Genomic DNA, 22400 nt, shown 5'->3' on the forward strand with positions numbered 1-22400 from the left:
GGCCGTATGATTTTATGGCTAAACAATAAAAATTAACGCAAACAACTTTGCTGCGACTAACAATAATAAAATTTTACGCTAGTTTTAAAGAGCAGTGATTTTTAGACCTTGCCAATATTGAAGGGCTCCTTCATAGCAATGGGCTAATTAAATAGGAGAAAATTGTGGACCATCCTTGGATTAATAATTTACCAGAAAATGTACCAGCAGAAATTGACTCTGAACAATTTACCTCTTTGGTAGACATGTTTGAAACAGCAGTGTCTAAATATGCTGATCAGCCTGCTTTTATCAACATGGGGGCGACATTAACCTATCGTAAGTTAGAAGAAAGAAGTCGTGCATTTGCTGCCTATTTACAAAACGAACTCAAGCTTGAAAAAGGCGATAGAGTCGCGTTAATGATGCCAAACCTGTTGCAATACCCTATTGCACTGTTTGGTATTTTACGTGCAGGGATGGTAGTGGTAAACGTCAATCCACTTTATACCCCAAGAGAACTTAAACATCAGTTAGTCGACTCTGGCGCTAAGGCTATTGTGGTGGTATCTAATTTTGCCCGCACCCTTGAAGAAGTCGTTGCAGAAACACCGGTAGAATCTGTGATTATCACCGGGCTTGGTGATCAGCTTAGTGCACCTAAACGCACCCTAGTTAACTTTATTGTTAAATATATCAAAAAGATGGTGCCTAAATATGATTTGCCACATGCATTATCTTTCAGACAGTCGCTTACCAAAGGTCGCCGTTTACAATATATCAAGCCTGAGATAACCACTGATGACTTATCATTTTTACAGTACACCGGTGGTACCACAGGTGTTTCTAAAGGCGCAATGCTAACTCACGGCAATGTGGTCAGTAATGTCTTGCAAGCTAATGGTGCCTATTCGCCAGCCTTAAAAAATGGCTCAGAGTTTGTGGTTACCGCTTTACCGCTTTATCACATATTTGCATTAACTGTTAATTGCCTATTGTTTTTACACAAGGGCAGTAAAAACTTACTTATTACTAACCCAAGAGATTTGCCAGCATTTATTGGTGAACTTAAGAAATATCCATTCACAGCCTTAACTGGGGTTAATACCTTATTTAATGCCTTAGTGAATAACGAAGATTTTAAAAATTTAGATTTTAGCCGCTTAAAGTTCTCAATTGGCGGTGGCATGGCGGTACAAAAAGCGGTGGCTGATAAATGGCAGGCCATTACCAAAACGCGCCTGTTAGAAGGTTATGGTTTAACCGAGGCATCACCACTAGTGACCTGTTGTCCTTATAACCTCGAAGGTTACAATGGCTCAATTGGTTTTCCTGCTCCTTCGACTTTCATTCAAGTCCGAGATGATGACGGTAAGGTATTAGCCCAAGGTGAAACAGGTGAGTTATTTGCTAAAGGCCCTCAGGTAATGAAAGGCTACTGGCAACGCCCAGAAGAAACTGCCAAAGTGATTGATAAAGATGGTTGGTTAGCCACGGGTGATATTGGTTACATGGATGAGCAAGGCTTCTTTTTTATTGTTGACCGTAAAAAAGACATGATTTTAGTTTCTGGCTTTAATGTTTTCCCTAACGAAGTGGAAGACGTGGTGGCATTGCACCCAAAAGTGGTTGAAGTTGCTGCTGTTGGTGTTCCAAATGATGCAAGCGGGGAATTAGTTAAGATTTTTGTCGTTGCAAAAGATAACACTGTGACTGAACGCGATCTCATTAAGCATTGTCGCCAACATTTAACAGGATATAAGGTACCAAAACTGGTAGAATTCAGAGATGAGTTACCCAAATCCAATGTAGGTAAGATTTTACGACGAGAACTTCGAGACGAAGTTAAATCAGCGTAAAGTAAAGCCGGCAATAGCCGGCTTTTTATTAGCTTTATATTGGTTAAAAAGATAAAATTGGAGCGTATTTTGTTATCGTTTGAATATATCAGCGACCCAGAAAGTTTAGCGAAATTAGTAGCACAGTATCAGCAAAGTGAATTACTTGTGCTTGATACCGAATTTGTTAGAACACGAACTTATTACGCAAAGTTAGGGCTTATTCAAGCCTATGATGGTAAGACGCTAGCGTTGATTGATCCCGTTGCCTTAGCTGATTTATCAGCATTTTGGCAGTTATTGTCAGATACGAAGATCACTAAACTTGTTCATTCATGCAGTGAAGACTTAGAAGTGTTCGCGCGCTATGGTCAATGTCAGCCAAGTCCCTTATTTGATAGTCAAATTGCAGCGACCTTTACAGGCCTAGGGCATGGTTTAGGTTACGCGAAACTGGTTAATACCTTTTTAGATATCGAAATAGATAAAGGTGAATCACGCACCGACTGGATGAAACGTCCACTGACTGATGCACAACTGCAATACGCTGCAAATGATGTGTTTTACCTTTACAAGCTTTACCCGCAATTGTTAGCGAAAATACAACAATCTAACCGTATGGATTGGCTACTTGAAGAAGGTGAGCGCATGACAGAAGGGCGTTTAACTCCGCCTGATGAAGAGCTTGCTTATTTAAAAGTGAAAAATGCGTTTCAACTATTTCCACAGCAGCTCGCTTACTTAAAAGTATTAGCTACTTGGCGCTTACAAAAAGCGTTGAAAAAAGACTCAGCCCTTGGGTTTATCATTAAAGATCATGCCTTAATTGCATTAGCTAAAAAACAACCTAAGACAGTGATTGAGCTTAATCAGCTAAATGATCTAACAGAGCATGAAAAACGCTTTCACGGTAAAGAACTGATTAAAGTGTTACAAACTGCTGACTTAAACAATCTGCCTGAAGCAGTAGATGTAATCGCTTTGAAAAATGGTTACAAAGCCTCATTTAAAGAAGTGAAAAATATTCTTATTCAGGTGGCTGAGCAACATGACGTTGCTATTGAGTTTATCGGTTCTAAACGTTTAATTCATGAGTTTTTAATGTGGTTGTACAATAAGCAACCTGCAGAAAAACCATTGTTATTAAAAGGCTGGCGCGCCAAGCTAGTAAAAGATGCCCTAGTTGCAATCAAGTTTAGCTAAATAGACACATCAAGTGTAAAAATTGTTGCTACAAAAAAGCCAAGAGTAAACTCTTGGCTTTTCTTTACGCTCTGTGACTAGAGAGTATTTTTTACAAGCTCAGGCACAAACTCAGGCTTACTTACCTTCAGGTAAGGTCACATTTAGTTCTAATACAGATAGGTTTTCATCATTTTGTTCTAATTGAACCGATACCTGATCTTCAGAGATATGTACATATTTTCTAATGACTTCAAGGATCTCTTGTTTCATTTTCGGAAAATAATCTGGCGCGTCACGTTCACCACGTTGGTGCGCAACAATAATTTGTAAACGCTCTTTAGCTGTGACCGCTGTGTTGGTTTTTTTGTTACTTTTAAAGTAGTCGAGTATAGACATAGTTAGCTACCAAATATCCTTTTTAGGAATCCTTTTTTCTCTTCTGTCAGAAATCTAAATGGTACTTCTTCACCAAGTAAACGTTGTACAGTATCAGCATAAGCAAGACCTGCATCACTTTCGTCATCGATAATTACTGGCACACCAGAGTTTGAAGCTTTTAGCACTGCTTGTGACTCAGGAATGACCCCAAGTAATTTAATTGCCAAAATCTCATTCACATCTTCAACACTGAGCATTTCACCTGTTTTAACTCTAGCAGGAGAATAACGTGTTAGTAATAGAAACTCTTGAATAGGTTCTAAATTTTGTTCAGCTCGACGTGAACGGCTTTGCAACATTCCCAAAATACGGTCAGAATCTCGTACTGAACTGACTTCTGGGTTGGTGGTAACAATAGCAATATCAGCAAAATACAATGCCATCATTGCGCCTTGCTCGATTCCTGCCGGTGAGTCACAAACAATATAATCGAAATCTTTGCTTAGCTCTTCTAATACACCGCCAACGCCTTCTTTAGTCAGGGCATCTTTATCACGTGTTTGTGACGCGGGTAAAATAAACAGTTTGTCACAACGCTTATCTTTGATTAATGCTTGATTAAGATTGGCTTCACCATTGATCACATTGACAAAGTCGTAAACGACTCGTCGCTCACAACCCATAATTAAATCGAGGTTTCGTAAACCGATATCAAAATCTATGACGACTGTTTTCTTTCCTTTCAAGGCTAAGCCAGTCGCTATTGCTGCGCTTGAGGTTGTTTTACCAACACCGCCTTTTCCTGATGTGACAACAATAATCTGTGCCATGTTGTTATATATCCTTTTAAGTTGCCACTTACTGTGGCAATGATTCAACCATGAGTGTTTCGCCATTTAAGCGAATGCAGCCGCGTTGGTCACTGCAGTTTTGTTGCAAATGCTCAGCTAACCAATACTGCCCAGCAATAGAAACGAGTTCGGGGTCTAATGCATTGGCAATAATAATACTATTAACATCGCCAGACGCCCCGGCCATTGCTTTGCCACGTAATGCACCGTATATATGAATGCTACCATCTGCAATGACTTCTGCGCCATTGCCAACCGCACCAAAAATGACTAAATCAGCATTTTTTGCGTAAATTTGTTGTCCTGAACGGATATTTTGCTTAACTATTTTTGTTTCTTTTAATGGCGCAGGCATACTTTTAGCTTGTTTGCCTGATTTAACCACTGCAAGGCCTAATAGTTTGGCTTGGCTACTAATGCTTTCATTTGCTGATGTTACACCCACTATAATGAGTTGGTTATCAGTAAGAAGTTGTTTTAATGCGGCTAAATTAATGTTTTCTTGCTCAATTGCACTTAAATTTAAGATTAACGGTGCACCAATAAAAAACTGTGGCGCTTGGGATAATTTACTTTCTAAGTCAGCTGCAATAGCGTTGAAATCATGGGTGTTGATATGGAGTACTGAAAGCGTGAAAGAGGTAGCTTTTAACTCGAGACTTTGTGTGGCCATCCAGGCTTTACTCTCCAAAAAATGTCAGTCTAAGAACTGAATTACAATTAATTTAATCATTGTCCATGTTATAGTGTGCGTTGTTTACTATCAAGCAAGAAACAGAGGAATTTAACCCCAAGATGATTTGTACTGTATATAAAAGTAGTCGAAAAGTTGATACCTATTTATTTGTCGAGAAGCGTGACAATTTCGATGCCGTTCCTGAGGCTTTAATGAAAATGTTTGGCGTCCCAAAACTGGTGATGATGGTGCCTTTATTAAAAAGAACTGAACTTGCCATGGCCGACATTGAAAAAGTAAAAGCTGAGCTTGCTGACAAAGGCTACTATTTACAAATACCGCCCCCTGTTGTTAATTTACTGGCAGAGCATCGTAGAAGTTTAGGTTTAAATGACTAGCGATATTTTTTAAAATAGTTATAGTTTGTTTATGATATAATTATATATTTTACTATTCCGGTGCCTGCTAAAACGTGTTAACGTTTAGTTAATAAAAATAAGAATAGCAATGCTGAGTTAATTTAGGACAATTTATGATTTGGAAGATCATTTCATCTGTAATAGTTTATTTATTGGCTGTGAATTTGGTTTTTGCGCAGCAAGATATTAGTTTTGATGATTATTTAGACTCACTTAAAGATAAAGCTATCGCTGCGGGTATTTCCTCAAACACGATCGATGAACATTTCTCAAAAATCAAAGTGTTTAAAAGAGCCACAGTAAAGGGCTCTGAAACCAGTTTGAATCTAGAAAGTTACATACCTAAAAATGTACCTGAAATAACCGTCGTTACCGCAAGAGCTATGCTCAAAGAGCAACAAGACGCTATCGTTGCTATTGGCGATCGTTATGGTGTTCAGCCACGTTTTTTAGTTGCGCTATGGGGATTAACCTCAGAGTTTGGTGAGCAACAAGGTAATTTTCCGATTTTATCTGTCACCGCATCCAATGCTTATTCTGGCAATCGTGAGCAATTTTACATTGATGAATTTATTGCTGCTTTACGCATCATTGAATCTAATGATGTTCAATACGAGCAATTAATCGGTTCATCAACTGGCGCTATGGGCCACCTACAATTAATGCCGTCACAGTACTTAGCTTTTTCGCAAGATGGTAATGGCGATGGCAATAAAGATATTTGGAATAATCAGTACGATGCCTTTGCAACTGCAGCATCAATGCTGCAGGCATCCGGTTGGCGTAATGATGAAACCTGGGGGCGTCAAGTTAGCTCAATTGAAGCATTAGCCGTGGAAGATACCGGTATAGACAATGCTAAAACGTTTAATGAATGGCAAGCGCTTGGTGTACGTCGCTATAACGGTAATGATTTGCCCAAGCGTGATGATATGCAAGTTGCTTTGTTAATGCCTGACGGTGAAAAAGGTCGCCAATATCTGGTGTATAATAATTTCAAACTGCTTCAAAAATGGTCTAACAGCGAACATTTTTTATTAACTGTGACTTACCTTTCTGAACGAATCAAAAATCCGCCAATCAATTAGTGGTACAATAGCGGCAATGTTATTTTATTACTATTGAACTATGTCTTTTTGGAATGAAAAAAAACTCGAAGAAATGAGTATCGTGCAGTGGGAATCACTGTGCGATGGTTGTGGAAAATGCTGCTTAAACAAATTAATCGATGATGAAACAGAAGAGTTGTATTACACCAATGCAGCTTGTCATTTGTTAGATGATGAATCTGGCGGTTGTCGACGTTATCCTGAACGCTTCAAATATGTTCCAGCCTGTACGGCCATTACTGCAGATAATGTAGCTGAATTAACATGGCTACCAGATTCTTGTGCTTATAAGCGTTTATACCAAGGCAAAACGCTTCCCAGCTGGCATCCTTTACTGACAGGTTCTAAAGAGGCCATGCATGAAGCTGGCATATCGGTGAAGGGTAAAACCATTAATGAAACCAAAGTACGTGAGCTAGAAGACTATATCGTACTTTGGCCATTAAAAGACGTTGAATAGTCATTTTTTATTTAGCTGGTTTTACTGCAGGAATGATTATTACTGCCAGTACGACTAAATAAACGATAAAAGTGACAACCATCCATTGCGCCATGCTTACTGATAAGAATGTCCAAGGCGAGTCACTGCACATGCCAGTAGGGGAAAACACTGCTGGGAGCCATTTATCCAGTGGCATCCATGTTGGAAATTCAGGGAAAAATGAGCAGGTGGAGAAAGGCGATGGGTCGACCTGTAGTTTATTAAGTTCAAGTGATAACTTTAATCCCCAGGCAGCACTGACTCCCCAAGCTCCGATAGCTATTATTCTGGTTAACCAGAATTTTGGTGCTATCAGCCCCACCATAGCGGCAATAATTAATCCTAAAACCGCCACTCTGACATAAATGCACATGACACATGGGGCTAAATTCATCACGTATTGGAAAAATAGCGCAGCAGCCTCTAGGCCAATTGCTGACATAAGTAATATTAACCAAGCGCTACGTGAACGAGTGAAACTCTGTAAACGATTCAAATCAAACTCCTTTCGATCTTATATTTATTATTAGTATGAAAACTCAACGGGATATAAAAAAGCACCCTCATTAGAGGGTGCTTAATTGATAATGTTCAAATTATTAAACATTAATGCCCGCTTGCAGCGCCAATAACGTCTTTCGCAGTATGATGAATAATGATGTGACTATCATAAAAATACTGGGTCATATCGGTTAAGAAGCCAGATTCAATAGTAACAACACCGACAATTGACAGTACAATCGTATAAGGCAGTGCCATCCAAACCATACGGCCATAGGACAGTCTTACTAATGGTGCTAAAGCAGAGGTCAGTAAGAATAAGAATGCAGCTTGACCGTTAGGGGTCGCAACAGAAGGCAGGTTAGTACCTGTGTTAATCGCCACAGCTAATAAATCAAATTGGTCACGGGTGATTTGGCCACTGATTAATGCTGCTTTTACTTCATTAATATAGACAGTACCCACAAACACGTTATCGCTCACCATCGACAATAAGCCATTAGCAATATAGAACACCACTAACTGGGCGTTACCTTCAAAGCTTAGTGCCCATTGAATAACAGGGGCGAATAAATGTTGATCAATAATCACACCAACCACGGCAAAAAATACCGCAAGTAAGGCTGTGAAAGGTAAGGCCTCTTCAAATGCTTTACCAATCGCATGTTCATCTGTCACGCCATTAAATGCCGTGGTTAAGATGATAACGGATAAACCAATCAAACCAACAGAGGCTAAATGGAAGGCTAAACCTACGACCAACCAAATACCTACAAGAGCCTGAACAACCAGTTTCATCTTATCGGCAGTGGTTCTGTTTGCATCTTCATAGGCAGCATAATCGCTTAAAATTTTATGAACCGCATCTGGCAGTTGTGCGCCATAGCCAAACCATTTAAATTTTTCAACAATGAAGCAAGTGGCTACACCCGCGATTAATACTGGCATGGTAACAGGTGACATACGAATAAAGAATTCACCAAATTGCCAATGAGCTTGGGCTGCAATGATTAAGTTTTGTGGTTCACCGACCATAGTACAAACACCGCCAAGAGCAGTACCTACACCAGAGTGCATTAGTAAGTTTCTTAAGAAACCACGAAAAGCCTCTAACTCTTCATCGCATAACTGTTCACGATCTTCTTTAGTGTGGTCATGATCTGAACTAAAGTCTTTACCTGATGCCACCTTGTGATAAATCGAGTAGAAACCAACGGCTACAGCGATGATAACCGCGATAACTGTTAGGGCATCTAAAAAGGCCGACAGAAAAGCAGAAGCGGTACAAAACATCAATGAAACAACAATTTTTGAACGTACTTTAGTGATCATTTTAGTGAATACAAAAAGTAGCAATTGCTTCATGAAGTAAATACCAGCAACCATGAAGATTAATAATAATAATACTTCTAGGTTAGCTTCTATTTCATGTAGAACTTGTGTGGGGGAGGTCATGCCTATAATTACAGCTTGTATGGCGAGTAAGCCGCCAGGCTGTAATGGATAGCATTTTAGTGCCATTGCAAGGGTAAAAATAAATTCTACTACCAGTACCCAACCTGCGATGAATGGGCTGACATAGAAAAATAATAATGGATTTATAACGAGGAACAACAATATTGCATATTTATACCATCTTGGTGAATTACCCAAGAAGTTATGAAAAAATGCATTACCAGCAGTTGACGGCATAATAGCCTCTCCAGTTGTGATTTTGTGATAGTGAAATTTACTGGAAGGAATTTCGTGACAAATAGAGCGACGTATTTACAGCTGACTTTGAATAAGACGAATTACATTGTTTCTAAACTATCTTGCTCAGTAAACAATTTTTCGTCATAGCCTTTTTTATCAGTCATTTAAACGCATTATATTTGTTAGTTTCAAAATTCGTTAGCTGTATCGCTAACTTACATCCTTTTGTTTGACGCGGTATTTTAGCGCAAACTTCATTGATTGTAATCCAAGAAAATCTATCATTCGACAAATAGCCAACGAATATAACTGCTACGTCACAAACTTATCTGCGATTGGTGAAAAAGTAACCGGTAACAAGGTTAGATCTAGGCTTTAACTGCTATGTATGGTGTGTATTTATATTTCCTCTGGTATGATCTGTCTATTGGTTAACCACGGGATGTTAAAGTTGACAATTATCAATGCAAGGGGTCCTGCAAGTTTTGCAGAAAAATGGATTGTACGTTCCATCTGGGAAAATAAGTTTCCACCGGGGTCGATATTACCCGCAGAGCGTGAACTATCAGAATTAATTGGCGTAACAAGAACAACATTAAGAGAAGTGTTACAACGATTAGCGCGTGATGGTTGGCTCAAAATTCAACATGGCAAACCAACCCAAGTGAATAATTTTTGGGAAACCTCTGGCTTAAATATTTTAGAAACTATTGCTGATTTAAACCCTGAGGGATTCCCGTTATTGGTTGATCAGCTGCTTTCAGCGCGAGCCAATGTGAGTATTATTTATTTTCGCGGCGCCATTAGAAATAACCCAGAAAAAGCTCAAGCGGTATTAGCAAAAATTCATCAGTTAGAAGACACTGCTGAAGCTTATGCTGATTATGATTATGAATTACATCATGCGTTAGCGTTTTCTTCAGGAAACCCGCTCTATGTTCTTATTCTTAATGGTTTCAAGGGATTGTATAGCAGAGTAGGTCGCTATTATTTCTCGAGTGAAGAGGCGCGAGCGATCTCACTAGATTTTTACAAAAAGCTTGAAGTTTTAGCCATTGAGCACAAATACAATGACGTTAATGGGTTGATGAAATCAAATGGCATTAACAGCGGCGTTATGTGGCAAAAGTTGCGTGATGATATGCCTGCAGAGATTGCTATCAGTAATAAATAATAGCTAATTAATACAGTAAAAAACCAACCGCGAGGTTGGTTTTTTTATGGCTTAAGTTTAATGGAACTCAATAGCAGTGATTACATGGTAGTCATCTTAGTTTCTGCTTTAGCTGGGGGGCATTGCGACAACTTAGTTACATTACCAGACTCTTCAAGTTGCTCAATGCTGACATCAAAGCCCCATAAACGGTGTAAATGCTTTAGCACTTCTTCGTGGCTGTGGCTCAGTGGAATACGTTTATTGGGGATGTAGCGTAATGTTAATGATCGATCACCATTAACTTTTACTTGTTGCACTTGGATATTTGGCTCTAGATTTGACAAGTTATATTGCTGTGATAATTTTTCTCTGATTAAGTGGTAACCACTATCATCATGAATAGCTGAAATAGATAAACGGTTACAACTATCATCATCTAACACACTAAAGAGCTTAAAATCTCGCATAACTTTTGGCGACAGGTATTGGCTTATAAAGCTTTCGTCTTTAAAGTTTTCCATTGCAAATGTAACCGTCGTTAACCAGTCGCTTCCGGCTATCTCAGGAAACCAACGTTTGTCTTCTTCAGTAGGGTGCTCACATATACGCCTGATATCAACAAACATGTTAAAGCCCAAAGCATAGGGGTTTATGCCACTATAATGTGGGCTATTGTAAGCTGGCTGAGCGACCACAGCAGTATGACTTTGTAGAAACTCCAACATAAATCTATCTGTCACAGTGCCTTGATCAAACATATGATTCAAAATGGTGTAATGCCAAAAGGTGGCCCAACCTTCGTTCATTACTTGGGTTTGTTTTTGCGGATAAAAATATTGCGCCATTTTCCGCACAATTCGAACGATTTCACGTTGCCAAGGTTCAAGTAATGGGGCGTTCTTTTCGATAAAATATAAGATATTTTCCTGTGGTTCTTCAGGAAATTTAATTTCATTTTCCGGTTTTATGTTATCAGGGTTAACTGGTACGGTTCGCCACAGGTCGTTAACCTGACTCTGTAAGTAACTCTCACGGTCTTTTTGGCGCATTTTTTCTTCTTTAAACGATATTTCAGCAGGGCGTTTATAACGGTCAACACCATAATTCATTAATGCGTGACAAGAGTCTAGGGTTAGCTCAACTTGCTCAACACCGTAAGTTAATTCGCATTCTCGGATGTAGTTTTTAGCAAACACCAAGTAATCAATAATCGAGCTAGCATCGGTCCATGTTTTAAATAAGTAATTATTTTTAAAGAAACTATTATGGCCAAAACAGGCGTGAGCCATCACAAGGGCTTGCATGGTAATGGTATTTTCTTCCATTAGATAAGCAATACACGGATCGGAATTAATTACAATTTCGTAGGCTAATCCCATTTGACCGCGACGGTAACCTTGCTCCGTTTCAATAAAACGTTTGCCAAATGACCAATGGGTGTAACCAATAGGCATACCGATACCTGCATAGGCATCCATCATTTGTTCTGCGGTGATCACTTCAATTTGATTGGGATAACTTTCTAATTTGTAAAAAGCCGCTACTTTTTCAATTTCTGCCATGTAGGTTTCGAGTAGGTCAAAGGTCCAATCAGGGCCATCATCTAAAGGCTGTTTACCATGGGCTTTAGGCTGTGATTTTTCGGCAATATTGGCTGATTGTGCCGTGTTTTGTAGCTCTTCAATGCCAGCACTTTTGTCGTCAGTAGTCGGTTTTGTCATTGTGACTCCTTAGCTAGGCTGCTTTTTGAATAATTCACGGAACACTGGATAAATATCGTCTACTTCTTTGATGTGTTGTACGGCGATATTGCCAAATTGTGCTTGTAAGGTTTCATATTCACGCCAAAGCGTTTGATGCGCTCTACGGGTTATTTCGATGTAACTAAAATAGCGAGATACCGGTAATATTTTCTCAGCAAGGAGTTGCCTACAAGCTGGTGAGTCATCAGCCCAATTATCGCCATCAGAGGCTTGTGCGGCATAAATATTCCACTCATCAGCAGGGTAACGTTTTTGCTGAATTTCATGCATTAAATTTAAGGCACTAGAAACAATGGTACCGCCTGTTTCTTGTGAGTAGAAAAATTCATGTTCGTCTACTTCTTTTGCTTGGGTGTGATGCCGGATGTAGACCACTTCAAGATTTTTATAGGTCTGGGTTAAAAATAAATACAGTAAAATATAAAATCGTTTTGCCATATCTTTGGTGGCTTGATCCATTGAACCTGAAACATCCATTAGGCAAAACATGACTGCTTGGCTAGATGGTTTTTCACGTTTGGAAAAATTATTAAAACGTAAATCGAAACTGTCTATAAAAGGCACGCTATCGATACGCTTTTTAAGATCTTCAATTTGCTGTTTTAAATCCATGATCAACTCAGCTTGGGTGCCGGGGGTATTTTCAAGCTCGTGAAGCTGCTTAATAAGCTCGGCGAGTAATTTCTTTTTACCTGCAGTCATGGCAATGCGTCTAGCCAATGAAGATCGCAGTGAGCGGACAATATTGATATTGGCTGGTACGCCGACATTAGTGTAACCAGCGCGGTATGTTTCAAACTCAACCATTTGCTTGGCGTTAGTTTGCTGTAAATCCGGTAACGCCAAATCTTCAAATAACAGCTCTAAATATTCATCATTTGAGATTTCAAACAAGAATTCATCTTTACCTTCGCCGCTATTAGAGGCTTCACCTTCGCCACTACCTTGTCCGGCTGCGCCGCCTTTGGGGCGCTCAATTTGATCACCTTTATTAAACTGATCGTTACCTGGGTGGACACGCTCTCTCACACCGCCTTGTCCTTGATGAAATGTCGGTTCGCTGATGTCACGTGTTGGGATACTGATTTTCTCGCCTTTATCGATATCAGTAACACTTCTTCTGGTTACGGCTTCACTGACTGATTTTTTGATTTGCTTTTTGTAGCGTTCAATAAAACGTTGCCTGTTGACGGTACTTTTACCTTTTGCATTGAGGCGTCTATCAATAAAATTTGCCATACACAACTCCTAATTGACTTTGCCCTTAACGGTTTTTAGCGCATAAAGGTAAGGGCAAAGTTAGCAATACTTATGACGATTTACGTACCCTCAAGTACCACTCTGAAAGTAATCTGACTTGTTTTTGGGTATAGCCTTTTTCCATCATGCGATTGATAAAGTCATCGTGTTTACGTTGATCATCTGCTGAGGTTTTCGCGTTAAAAGAAATAACCGGTAATAAATCTTCGGTATTGGAGAACATTTTTTTCTCAATCACCACTCTGAGCTTTTCGTAACTGGTCCACAGTGGATTATTACCGTCATTATTGGCTCTAGCACGTAATACAAAGTTGACGATCTCATTACGAAAATCCTTAGGGTTACTGATACCAGCTGGTTTTTCGATTTTTTCTAATTCAGCATTTAGCGCTGAGCGGTCAAATAATTGGCCAGTTTCTGGATCTCTAAACTCCTGATCTTGAATCCAAAAGTCTGCATAAGTGACGTATCTATCAAAGATGTTCTGACCATATTCTGAATAAGACTCTAAGTATGCGGTTTGGATTTCTTTACCGATAAATTCAACATACTTAGGAATGAGATAACCTTTTAAAAACTCGAGGTACTTTTCACTTAACTCTGCAGGGAATTGTTCCTGTTCGATTTGCTTTTCAAGTACATAAAATAGATGTACTGGGTTTGCAGCAATTTCAGTATCGTCAAAGTTAAACACTCTAGATAATATCTTGAATGCAAAACGAGTTGATAACCCCTGCATTCCTTCATCGACACCGGCATAATCACGATACTCTTGGTACGACTTGGCTTTAGGGTCAGTATCTTTTAACGTTTCACCATTGTAGACGCGCATTTTTGAGTAAATAGAGGAGTTCTCAGGTACTTTTAAGCGTGACAGAATACTGAACTGAGCTAAAGTTTCTAGGGTGCCAGGGGCACAAGGCGCTTTGGATAGTTCTGAGTTTGACAGTAATTTTTGATAAATTTCCATCTCTTCAGAGACCCGTAAACAGTAGGGCACTTTTACGATGTAAACTCGGTCTAAAAATGCCTCATTGTTTTTATTATTTCTAAAAGTGGTCCACTCAGACTCATTGGAGTGAGCTAAAATCATACCGTTATATGGCAAGGCAGATAAGCCCTCTGTACCGTTGTAATTACCTTCTTGTGTGGCTGTAAGCAGTGGATGCAACACCTTAATTGGAGCCTTAAACATTTCCACAAACTCCATCACCCCTTGGTTCGCACGGCATAATGCGCCCGAGTAGGCATAAGCGTCAGCGTCATCTTGTGAAAAATGCTCTAACTGACGAATATCAACTTTACCCACCAATGCTGAAATATCTTGGTTATTCTCATCACCGGGTTCGGTTTTAGCGATAGCGGTTTGATCTAAGATCGAAGGGTAAACCTTAACTACTTTAAATTTAGTAATGTCCCCACCAAATTCATGTAAACGTTTTACTGCCCATGGTGACATGATGGTTTTAATATAACGTGGTGGAATCGCATACTCGTTAGTTAGCAGCTCAGCATCTTCATCGGGATCAAATAAGCATAAAGGGTGATCGTTAACGGGGCTGCGAACGCCATTGGCACTTAAGATGTAAATAGGCACCTTTTGCATTAAGGCTTTGAGTTTTTCTGCTAATGATGATTTACCACCACCTACTGGTCCTAACAGATAGAGGATTTGTTTTGATTCCTCTAGACCTTGGGCAGAATGTTTAAGGTAAGAGACAATTTGTTCAATGGACTCTTCCATGCCATAAAAATCAGTAAAGCTTGGATAGTAAGAAATTAATCTATTTGAAAAAATTCTACTGAGTTTAGGATCTTTTGAAGTATCGATGGTTTTAGATTCACCGATGGCCATTAACATCCGTTCGGCCGCCGACACATAAGCACTTCTGTCTTCCTTACAGATTTCAAGAAACTGCTGCAGTGAGTATTCTTCGTCTAGTTTTTGCTCATAACGTTGTTGGTAATGTTCGAATATGCCCATAAGAAACCCCTTTAAACTAAGGTGAAAGTACTTGAGTGACAGCGCATTTATGGTGTTAAGCCGATTTTAATTTAAACAAAATAGTAGTGCTTTTTAATGGCCGTTAGATAAAGTCTAGGTCAGGGATTTGAGATTAGCGAATAGGGAATTGTAAAAAATTCTAATAAAAACAAAGATAAAACGTTGCAAATGCAACTGTTGCAAATGTAGTTGGTCGGTTTGAGCAGTAACGATAAAACAGAAACACTAAACATGAACCAATAAAAAAGGAGCTAATTAGCTCCTTTTATTCATCTCATTGTAAACTTGTTAGCATTTAGCCAGCGAAGTTTGCGTTAACGAATTCCCAGTTAACTAATTCCCAGAAAGCAGCTAGGTAGTTAGGGCGAACGTTACGGTAATCGATGTAATAAGCGTGTTCCCAAACATCAACAGTCATCAATGGTGTTACTGACTCGTCAGTTAAAGGAGTCGCAGCATTGCTTGTGTTAACAATAGCCACAGAACCGTCAGCATTTTTAACTAACCAAGTCCAAGCACTACCAAAGTTGTTTACTGCAGAATCAGTAAATTTCGCTTTGAATTCTTCAAATGAGCCGAAAGCTGCATTAATTGCTTCAGCGATAGCACCCGTTGGAGCACCGCCAGCATTAGGCGCTAGACAGTTCCAGTAAAAAGTGTGGTTCCAAATCTGAGCTGCATTGTTGAATACGCCACCAGTTGAAGTTTTTACAACTTCTTCTAAGGTTTTGTTTTCAAATTCAGTACCTGCAACAAGACCATTAAGCTTAACAACATAAGTGTTGTGATGCTTACCGTAATGGAATTCGATAGTTTCTTCAGAAATATGTGGTACAAGTGCGTTCTTAGCATATGGTAATGCTGGTAATTCGAAAGCCATTAGTATCTCTCCATGGACTTAGGTTATCGTTTTATATACCTTTTGGTATGACATGCTCACCCTGACATTGTACTTAAAATTTTTGTGATGTGAATCATTGTTTGATGAAATATGTCGATACAGTCAATCGAAAAAATCATTTTCTAACAAAACCCTACAAACTGTGGGATTTTGTTATGATGAAAGCTGGCGTACAATAGACTTAGATTATTAAGTAGCACTTAGGAATAAAAATGGAAACAGTAGACAAAATTAAGCAGCAAATTAGTGAAAACCCTATCATTGTTTATATGAAAGGCTCTCCAAAATTACCAAGCTGTGGTTTTTCATCTCAAGTCGCGCAAGTGATGATCAACTGTGGTGAGCAGTTTGCTTTCGTAGACATTTTACAGCATCCAGATATCCGTGCTGAATTACCAAAATTCGCTAATTGGCCGACATTCCCACAGTTGTGGATTGAAGGTGAGCTTATCGGTGGTTGCGATATCATCACTGAGATGTACCAAAAAGGTGAGTTACAGCCAATGATCACCGCAACAGCTGATAAGTTCCGCACTGAAGAAGACGCTGAATAAGTCATTTTTTGTTGCGCCTGTAAGCGTTAGCTTCGAATTTTTCAAAGCTTAAACGCAAAATAGATGAACTTTTAAAGTAAAAACCCTTAATTTGCTTAAATTAAGGGTTTTTTGTTGCCTACAATCGTAATATGGAATTAAAACTTAATCGGCTTGAGGCTCTTTTGGCATAGGTAAGACTAAATTCATTACAATCGCCACTAAGCCACATAGGCTAATGCCTGTCAGGCTAAACTCACCAATACCAAAAGCCATTCCCCCAATACCGAACACTAAAGTCACCCCAACAATGCTGAGATTACGTGGCTCATTTAAATCTACCTGATTTCTAATTAAGGTATTTAAGCCAACTGCGGCGATGGAGCCAAATAATAAACACATAATGCCGCCCATAACGGGTAACGGAATTGTTTGCATCAATGCGCCTAATTTACCAATAAACGCTAACGTGATCGCCGTGATAGCAGTCCAAGTCATTATTCGCGGGTCAAAGTTTTTTGTCAGTGTTACTGCGCCAGTGACTTCACTGTAGGTAGTGTTTGGTGGTCCGCCTAGTGCTGAGGCCGCAATAGTGGCCACGCCATCACCCGTTAACGTACGGTGTAGCCCAGGCTTTTTAAAGTAATCCTTACCTGTCACATTTGAAATCGCTAATAAGTCGCCAATATGCTCAACGGCTGGCGCTATGGCTACGGGGATCATAAACAGTATCGCTTGCCAGTGAAATTCAGGGGCAACAAATTTGGGAACAGAAAGCCAACTTGCCTGCGCAACTGGACTAAAATCAACAATACCGAACGCCAAGCTAAAGCCGTAACCCACCAAAATACCGGCAAGGATCGGCATTAGCTTAAGCACACCTTTGGCAAAAACGGCAATTAACACAGTGGTCGCTAATGACATTAGCGCGATAAATAGTGCAATTTCTTGTTCAACAATAACGCTACTACCGTCACCTGTTTTACCCAGCGCCATGTTAACGGCCATAGGCGCAAGGCCCAAACCGATAATGATAATGACAGGCCCAACAACAACCGGAGGTAAAAGCTTATGAATAAAGCCACTCCCTTTGACCTTGACCATCAAACCTAACAGCACATAAACGAAACCTGCCACCATGAGTCCACCCATTGTGGCGGGAATGCCCCATGTTTGTACCCCATACATAATTGGCGCTATAAACGCGAATGATGAGGCTAAAAAAATAGGCACTTGGCGCTTAGTGATGATTTGAAATAACAATGTGCCAAATCCGGCAGTGAATAGGGCGACACTTGTATCAAGCCCACTTAACAATGGCATTAATACTAAGGCACCAAATGCAACAAACAGCATTTGTGCGCCCTGTAAGGGTATGAACAAGCGTTTCATATAAATCCTATGTTTATTATAAATGAGAGTTTCGAATTTAAGATAAGTGAAATTGCTAATAATGTCTGTATTTTAGATCATCTTTAACAGCCTTTTGCTGCAAATTACAGCACTGTAATGTAATTTTAGAAGTAAAATTAATATGCTACACTTCGAACACTTTTCTTAGATTGCGTTTACTTTGCCATGTTAAAACTTTTAATTCAGTTCATTGTTATTGGTTGTGTGTTTGCCCTAAACAGCTTTGCTGTTATTGCTGCTGAAATCGCTTTACTCGATGAAGCTGATGTTGTGGTAACTTCTCGAGCCACAAATGAACGACAAGTTGCCTTAAAACAAGCGCTATCCACTGTATTTATAAAGAATTCGGGCTTAACTTCAGTGCTTGAACACCCATTGATTAAAAGTCATATTAACAAGCCTGAATCCTTACTGACTCAATACGGCTACAGCCAAGTGGATGATGAGTTAGTGTTAAAGGCAAACTTTGATCATAAACGTATTATTTCGGCCCTTCGTGAAGCAGAATTACCAGTGTGGGGCCGCCAACGCCCATCAACTTTGTTATGGATGTCTATCGAAAATGCTGGCGATAGAGCTATTTTAGCGGATGCAGCTGAATCTGATATTAGAACGCAAATCGATTTAGATGCCAATAATAAAGGCATTCCAATCCTGTTACCTGTGATGGATTTAGACGATGTGATGCAAGTTAATGTCTCTGATGTACGAGGCATGTTTGCCGATGTGGTTGCCAATGCATCAAAACGCTACCAAGCGGACTATTTTGCCATGGCCGATATTGATCAAGTGGGCGGTTTTGTGCGCTTGAATGTAGCTTTATTTGATAAAGGCAATGCTAGCGGTGTTATGCAGCCTTTAATTAACCACCAAGCAGAAGTCGCGGATTACGAGCAAGCAACAGATGAAATCTTATCAAGGTTAGCGGGATATTTTGTTAGCCAATATGCCTTCGCTGACTCAGGAAACAGCGCCCAAACTAAGTTAACCTTAGTAGGGGTTCAAACTATGGCGCAATTAGTTGACATTGAAGCTTACTTAACCCAATTAAGTGCGATTAAGTCGGTGAGTTTAAGCCAGTTTAAAGCTGATACCGTTACTTACAACTTATCGTTATTTGGTGATGCCAGCGATTTAGAAAAATTACTGAGTATTAATAAAAGACTGACGCAAATTGATACTGTTAACACAGTGGTTCCACCCAATTTAAACGCTGGGCAAGAAAACAGTATCAATAATGTTGATCCTAATCTAGATTCTGAAACAACAGTGTCATTAATCTATCAATGGCATTAGATTGAGTGTGTTATACTAACTGTCGCTTGTATTAATTATTAGAGAATTTTTGAGTGACCCAAAACTCACCAAAACAATTATCGTTACCAGTTTATTTACCTGATGATGAAACATTTCAGAGTTATTACCCTGCAGTAGGTAACGATGAGTTAATCCAAAAGCTACAGGCTGCCGCTGAAGGCAGCCTTGCTTCTAGTTTGTATTTATATGGTCCGGTAAAATCTGGCCGTACTCACTTAATGCACGCAGCTTGTGCGCACGCGAACGATTTAGAGCGCCGTACTTTATATATCCCACTTGGCATTCATGCCAGTATTTCTCCTGAACTATTTGAAGGTATTGAGTCGTTACAACTAATTTGTATCGATGATATTGATGCCATTGCAGGACACCCAATATGGGAAGAGGCGCTGTTCCATTTATACAATCGTATTGAAGAGCAGCAAGATTGTCGCTTGATTGTAAGTGGCACCTCATCACCAACTGAAGCTGGTTTTGCATTACCTGATTTAATTTCACGGATGCAGTGGGGCTTGATATATCAATTACAACCCATGGCAGACGAAGAAAAGTTAGTGGCATTACAGCGGCGTGCAGCGATGCGTGGTTTGCAGCTTTCTGATGAGGTGGGGCGCTTTCTGTTAACTCGCATGGCTCGAGACTTACGTACCTTATTCGATGTGCTTGATAAGCTAGATAAAGCTTCTATGGTGCATCAACGTAAATTGACGATTCCTTTCATTAAAGAAATGCTGCGATTGTAAGTGACAATTTTTTATAATTGAGTTTTACGCTTTTATGAAAGCTTACAATCTAAAATAAAAAACCACCGATTAAGGTGGTTTTTTATTGGTAGTCACAAAAAATTGGTTAATTTCTGATTTGGTTAACGCGAGGGTATAGGCATATCTCTGTGCTCACGACCCACTTGTATTGCAGGCCTATTATCTGATGTCACATCGTTAGCGTCTGAACTGATGTTTGACATTGTGCTGGCTCTAGACATGTTTCTTGACAGGCTGGGTGATATATCGACATTATCAAACCAATCTTGGCCGGCAATCATGTTTATTGGCGCAGGTAAGCCATTTAATAACGATTCACCATCTACTTCAGGCATCATTTGATTAATAACAAATGCAGCTCGGGTTGAGAGTTCGTCTGCGCCAATGCGGCCTCGCTGCCCCCAATCTACGATTAAGTTATCGGTATCTGTGACTGCCACATCCCTTTGAATTTGATAACGATGACTCATAAAGGCTTCTTCAAACAACATTGCGGCGTCTTCACGAGTCGACGAGTAGTTATAAAAATCATTAGCATAATCGGTCAAAAAGAAGCTAGTGACATCACTAGGTACATAGGCTTTTTGAGTTGCTTCAGCGGTTTCACCTAAAAAGCTGACGGCGGCTAAACCATACATTTCAGCGCTGGTTAATGGCTCAATATTCTGCAATTGATCAGATACCAGTGAATTGCTATTTGCTCTACGATAGAAGTCATCAATTAAAGTCGGGCCTTGTAACTGGCTATGGGTCGAACGCGGGAAAAAGTCATTAGCGTGAGCTAATTCGTGATACATCAAACTGGCTAAGCGCGGTGTAAGATCTGCAATAGTGCGCGATTGACGGATTGCCCGATCATAACTAATAGATACATAGTCATTATTTTTCACATAACGCCACGGCATAATAAATTTTAAATCGTTACCAAAGTCACTACGATAATCAGGTGCTTCATTGATGGTGTCTCTTTCCGTCGGGCTTAACCATAAATACTCAGGGTCGAGGTAAATAGCGCCCGTAGCCACCCAGTAAAATGATGGTCTAATATCATAGCTAATGACAACCGCGCTTACTGATTGTAATAACTTGATAAAATCACTGTTAGGATCCGATTGAGTTAAAAATTGCTCAAAGTTTCGGCCCATCCAGTCATGGGAAACAACCACTCTATCCATGACATCTGCAATGGTTTCTGAGTCTAGTTGTTGGCCAATTAACGGTAAGTCATTTAGCTGGCAAGTTTGGTTTAATTGATTAGAGTAAACACACCGCTGCGCGTTAATTGCATAAGGTGATGCACTGTTATAGGCATAGGTTTTAGCGATGGGGCTATCAAAGTAGGGCGAGGTGATGGCGTTTTGTTTCGTCACTAATACAAACACTTCATCGGTTAAGGTTTCACCGGCAAAGTCTGCGGTCACTTTAAGGCCAACAAAGGTATCTTCTGCAATATTATCTGGTGCGGTAAATAGTGGCCTTTCTGCATTGGTTAAATCAAGGCTAATTTGTTGGTCTGAAAAATAACACCATTGTATGTTAGATGGCACTTGGTTGTTGATCTGACCAAGGCGCAGGCTGACATCATTACCTGCAACAACTTGATGATCGCTATAGACATTTAACTGTTGCGACATTTGCGCAGCACTGATGGAAATTTTGTCGCTGTAAGAAATTTGGCCACTGGTTGCCTCGACAGTGAAGCTATAGTCTGCAGCTTCAGGAATATAAAATGCCAGCACTGGGCTGTTTTCTGAGCTGATATCTAATGCAGGTCCTGCAGTTTGTTGCCAGTTAAACTGGTAGTCGTTGCTGTTTTGGTTACTGACCCCAACAGTAATACTGGCGGATTGATTGACGTAATATTGCTGTTCAACATTAAAATTCAATTCTGTGCCATTATTAACGGTTGTTAAACCGGAGCTGGTTTCGCAGACATTGATGGGCAATGTGGTTTCAGGGGCTCCTGGCGAAGATGAGTCAGAGCTACCGCCACAGGCTGACAGAAAAGTCACTGAGGCGAGTATAGCTGTAATAGCAATGTTATTTTTCATACACAATCTCCGTTGCTTTTGCATTCTAATCTAAAAATGTTATCAAAAATCAATATAGCATGGAGTCTTGCTTGCAAAAAGAACGGTGAAACTATTTGGTAACCTTTTCTTTACTTGTTACTTAC

20 protein-coding genes are annotated in these 22400 nt (G+C 39.8%); 9 read left to right on the plus strand and 11 right to left on the minus strand.

Annotation, left to right across the window (positions count from 1 at the left end; all coding sequences use genetic code 11):
• Nucleotides 1–164: 164 nt before the first annotated feature.
• Nucleotides 165–1838, plus strand: a complete 1674-nt coding sequence (gene fadD, locus AB4160_RS05490; RefSeq protein ID WP_102437289.1) for a long-chain-fatty-acid--CoA ligase FadD — start codon at nt 165–167, stop codon at nt 1836–1838.
• A 69-nt stretch (nt 1839–1907) separates the two neighbouring features.
• On the plus strand, nt 1908–3020 hold the full coding sequence (gene rnd, locus AB4160_RS05495) for a ribonuclease D (protein WP_102476621.1): 1113 nt from the start codon (nt 1908–1910) through the stop codon (nt 3018–3020).
• Between the two features lie 117 nt (nt 3021–3137).
• Here the strand turns inward: rnd and minE are convergent, their stop codons facing one another.
• Genes minE through minC form a run of 3 tightly spaced genes read right to left on the minus strand, consistent with a single transcriptional unit; the run spans nt 3138 to nt 4904 of the window.
• Complete coding sequence (minE, locus tag AB4160_RS05500; RefSeq protein ID WP_076537720.1) at nt 3138–3398, minus strand: cell division topological specificity factor MinE; 261 nt, start codon at nt 3396–3398, stop codon at nt 3138–3140.
• Between the two features lie 2 nt (nt 3399–3400).
• Nucleotides 3401–4210, minus strand: coding sequence for a septum site-determining protein MinD (gene minD, locus AB4160_RS05505; RefSeq protein ID WP_076537724.1), 810 nt, complete (start codon nt 4208–4210; stop codon nt 3401–3403).
• Between the two features lie 28 nt (nt 4211–4238).
• Nucleotides 4239–4904, minus strand: a complete 666-nt coding sequence (gene minC / locus AB4160_RS05510; protein ID WP_076537727.1) for a septum site-determining protein MinC — start codon at nt 4902–4904, stop codon at nt 4239–4241.
• Between the two features lie 122 nt (nt 4905–5026).
• Here minC and AB4160_RS05515 point away from each other — a divergent pair, with 122 nt between their 5' ends.
• The 3 genes from AB4160_RS05515 (at nt 5027) to AB4160_RS05525 (ending at nt 6895) form a co-directional block, all read left to right on the plus strand.
• On the plus strand, nt 5027–5305 hold the full coding sequence (locus AB4160_RS05515; protein WP_102437293.1) for a YcgL domain-containing protein: 279 nt from the start codon (nt 5027–5029) through the stop codon (nt 5303–5305).
• A gap of 134 nt (nt 5306–5439) precedes the next feature.
• Nucleotides 5440–6414 (plus strand): lytic transglycosylase domain-containing protein, encoded by a 975-nt coding sequence (locus tag AB4160_RS05520; RefSeq protein ID WP_102437295.1) that lies wholly within the window; start codon nt 5440–5442, stop codon nt 6412–6414.
• Nucleotides 6415–6454: 40 nt separating this feature from the next.
• The gene (locus AB4160_RS05525; protein ID WP_102476623.1) at nt 6455–6895 is read left to right on the plus strand and encodes a YcgN family cysteine cluster protein; all 441 of its coding nucleotides are present in this window, start codon (nt 6455–6457) and stop codon (nt 6893–6895) included.
• 7 nt (nt 6896–6902) lie between these two features.
• Here the strand turns inward: AB4160_RS05525 and dsbB are convergent, their stop codons facing one another.
• Both dsbB and nhaB read right to left on the minus strand, forming a co-directional pair.
• Entirely contained in the window at nt 6903–7412 is a 510-nt protein-coding gene (dsbB, locus tag AB4160_RS05530) for a disulfide bond formation protein DsbB (protein ID WP_102437299.1), read from the minus strand.
• Between the two features lie 110 nt (nt 7413–7522).
• On the minus strand, nt 7523–9109 hold the full coding sequence (gene nhaB / locus AB4160_RS05535; RefSeq protein WP_102437301.1) for a sodium/proton antiporter NhaB: 1587 nt from the start codon (nt 9107–9109) through the stop codon (nt 7523–7525).
• A gap of 445 nt (nt 9110–9554) precedes the next feature.
• Here nhaB and fadR point away from each other — a divergent pair, with 445 nt between their 5' ends.
• On the plus strand, nt 9555–10286 hold the full coding sequence (gene fadR / locus AB4160_RS05540; protein WP_372003820.1) for a fatty acid metabolism transcriptional regulator FadR: 732 nt from the start codon (nt 9555–9557) through the stop codon (nt 10284–10286).
• An 80-nt stretch (nt 10287–10366) separates the two neighbouring features.
• On the opposite strand, the gene AB4160_RS05545 is transcribed toward fadR, so the two are convergent.
• From AB4160_RS05545 to sodB, 4 genes are all read right to left on the minus strand, one after another.
• Nucleotides 10367–11989 carry a SpoVR family protein gene (locus AB4160_RS05545; protein WP_303413089.1) on the minus strand — a complete coding sequence of 541 codons (1623 nt, stop codon included), beginning with the start codon at nt 11987–11989 and terminating at the stop codon, nt 10367–10369.
• 9 nt (nt 11990–11998) lie between these two features.
• The gene (locus AB4160_RS05550) at nt 11999–13270 is read right to left on the minus strand and encodes a YeaH/YhbH family protein (RefSeq protein WP_102437306.1); all 1272 of its coding nucleotides are present in this window, start codon (nt 13268–13270) and stop codon (nt 11999–12001) included.
• A 70-nt stretch (nt 13271–13340) separates the two neighbouring features.
• A complete protein-coding gene (locus AB4160_RS05555; RefSeq protein ID WP_102437308.1) occupies nt 13341–15275 on the minus strand; it encodes a PrkA family serine protein kinase in 1935 nt (644 codons plus the stop codon).
• Nucleotides 15276–15591: 316 nt separating this feature from the next.
• Nucleotides 15592–16176 carry a superoxide dismutase [Fe] gene (sodB, locus tag AB4160_RS05560; protein ID WP_102437310.1) on the minus strand — a complete coding sequence of 195 codons (585 nt, stop codon included), beginning with the start codon at nt 16174–16176 and terminating at the stop codon, nt 15592–15594.
• 233 nt (nt 16177–16409) lie between these two features.
• Here sodB and grxD point away from each other — a divergent pair, with 233 nt between their 5' ends.
• Nucleotides 16410–16751: a Grx4 family monothiol glutaredoxin gene (gene grxD, locus AB4160_RS05565; RefSeq protein ID WP_076537750.1), complete on the plus strand. Its 342-nt coding sequence runs from the start codon at nt 16410–16412 to the stop codon at nt 16749–16751.
• 144 nt (nt 16752–16895) lie between these two features.
• Here the strand turns inward: grxD and AB4160_RS05570 are convergent, their stop codons facing one another.
• Nucleotides 16896–18122 (minus strand): uracil-xanthine permease family protein, encoded by a 1227-nt coding sequence (locus tag AB4160_RS05570; RefSeq protein WP_102437312.1) that lies wholly within the window; start codon nt 18120–18122, stop codon nt 16896–16898.
• A 186-nt stretch (nt 18123–18308) separates the two neighbouring features.
• On the opposite strand from AB4160_RS05570, the gene AB4160_RS05575 reads away from it, so the two are divergent.
• Nucleotides 18309–19439 (plus strand): DUF2066 domain-containing protein, encoded by a 1131-nt coding sequence (locus AB4160_RS05575; protein ID WP_372003822.1) that lies wholly within the window; start codon nt 18309–18311, stop codon nt 19437–19439.
• Nucleotides 19440–19492: 53 nt separating this feature from the next.
• Nucleotides 19493–20203: a DnaA inactivator Hda gene (gene hda, locus AB4160_RS05580; protein ID WP_076537757.1), complete on the plus strand. Its 711-nt coding sequence runs from the start codon at nt 19493–19495 to the stop codon at nt 20201–20203.
• 122 nt (nt 20204–20325) lie between these two features.
• Here hda and AB4160_RS05585 read toward each other — a convergent pair whose 3' ends face one another.
• Nucleotides 20326–22275 carry a hypothetical protein gene (locus AB4160_RS05585; protein WP_372003824.1) on the minus strand — a complete coding sequence of 650 codons (1950 nt, stop codon included), beginning with the start codon at nt 22273–22275 and terminating at the stop codon, nt 20326–20328.
• Between the last annotated feature and the right edge of the window lie 125 nt (nt 22276–22400).

The sequence above is a fragment of the Shewanella sp. 10N.286.51.B8 genome, assembly GCF_041469325.1.
Taxonomy (GTDB): Bacteria; Pseudomonadota; Gammaproteobacteria; order Enterobacterales; family Shewanellaceae; genus Shewanella.

What these genes read in the sequence shown, in the direction of transcription:
- minE (WP_076537720.1), bottom strand. Translation starts at nt 3,398, where the DNA reads ATGTCTATACTCGACTACTTTAAAAGTAACAAAAAAACCAACACAGCG.
- minD (WP_076537724.1), bottom strand. Translation starts at nt 4,210, where the DNA reads ATGGCACAGATTATTGTTGTCACATCAGGAAAAGGCGGTGTTGGTAAA.
- minC (WP_076537727.1), bottom strand. Translation starts at nt 4,904, where the DNA reads ATGGCCACACAAAGTCTCGAGTTAAAAGCTACCTCTTTCACGCTTTCA.
- AB4160_RS05515 (WP_102437293.1), top strand. Translation starts at nt 5,027, where the DNA reads ATGATTTGTACTGTATATAAAAGTAGTCGAAAAGTTGATACCTATTTA.
- AB4160_RS05520 (WP_102437295.1), top strand. Translation starts at nt 5,440, where the DNA reads ATGATTTGGAAGATCATTTCATCTGTAATAGTTTATTTATTGGCTGTG.
- AB4160_RS05525 (WP_102476623.1), top strand. Translation starts at nt 6,455, where the DNA reads ATGTCTTTTTGGAATGAAAAAAAACTCGAAGAAATGAGTATCGTGCAG.
- nhaB (WP_102437301.1), bottom strand. Translation starts at nt 9,109, where the DNA reads ATGCCGTCAACTGCTGGTAATGCATTTTTTCATAACTTCTTGGGTAAT.
- fadR (WP_372003820.1), top strand. Translation starts at nt 9,555, where the DNA reads ATGTTAAAGTTGACAATTATCAATGCAAGGGGTCCTGCAAGTTTTGCA.
- AB4160_RS05545 (WP_303413089.1), bottom strand. Translation starts at nt 11,989, where the DNA reads ATGACAAAACCGACTACTGACGACAAAAGTGCTGGCATTGAAGAGCTA.
- AB4160_RS05550 (WP_102437306.1), bottom strand. Translation starts at nt 13,270, where the DNA reads ATGGCAAATTTTATTGATAGACGCCTCAATGCAAAAGGTAAAAGTACC.
- AB4160_RS05555 (WP_102437308.1), bottom strand. Translation starts at nt 15,275, where the DNA reads ATGGGCATATTCGAACATTACCAACAACGTTATGAGCAAAAACTAGAC.
- sodB (WP_102437310.1), bottom strand. Translation starts at nt 16,176, where the DNA reads ATGGCTTTCGAATTACCAGCATTACCATATGCTAAGAACGCACTTGTA.
- grxD (WP_076537750.1), top strand. Translation starts at nt 16,410, where the DNA reads ATGGAAACAGTAGACAAAATTAAGCAGCAAATTAGTGAAAACCCTATC.
- AB4160_RS05570 (WP_102437312.1), bottom strand. Translation starts at nt 18,122, where the DNA reads ATGAAACGCTTGTTCATACCCTTACAGGGCGCACAAATGCTGTTTGTT.
- AB4160_RS05575 (WP_372003822.1), top strand. Translation starts at nt 18,309, where the DNA reads ATGTTAAAACTTTTAATTCAGTTCATTGTTATTGGTTGTGTGTTTGCC.
- AB4160_RS05585 (WP_372003824.1), bottom strand. Translation starts at nt 22,275, where the DNA reads ATGAAAAATAACATTGCTATTACAGCTATACTCGCCTCAGTGACTTTT.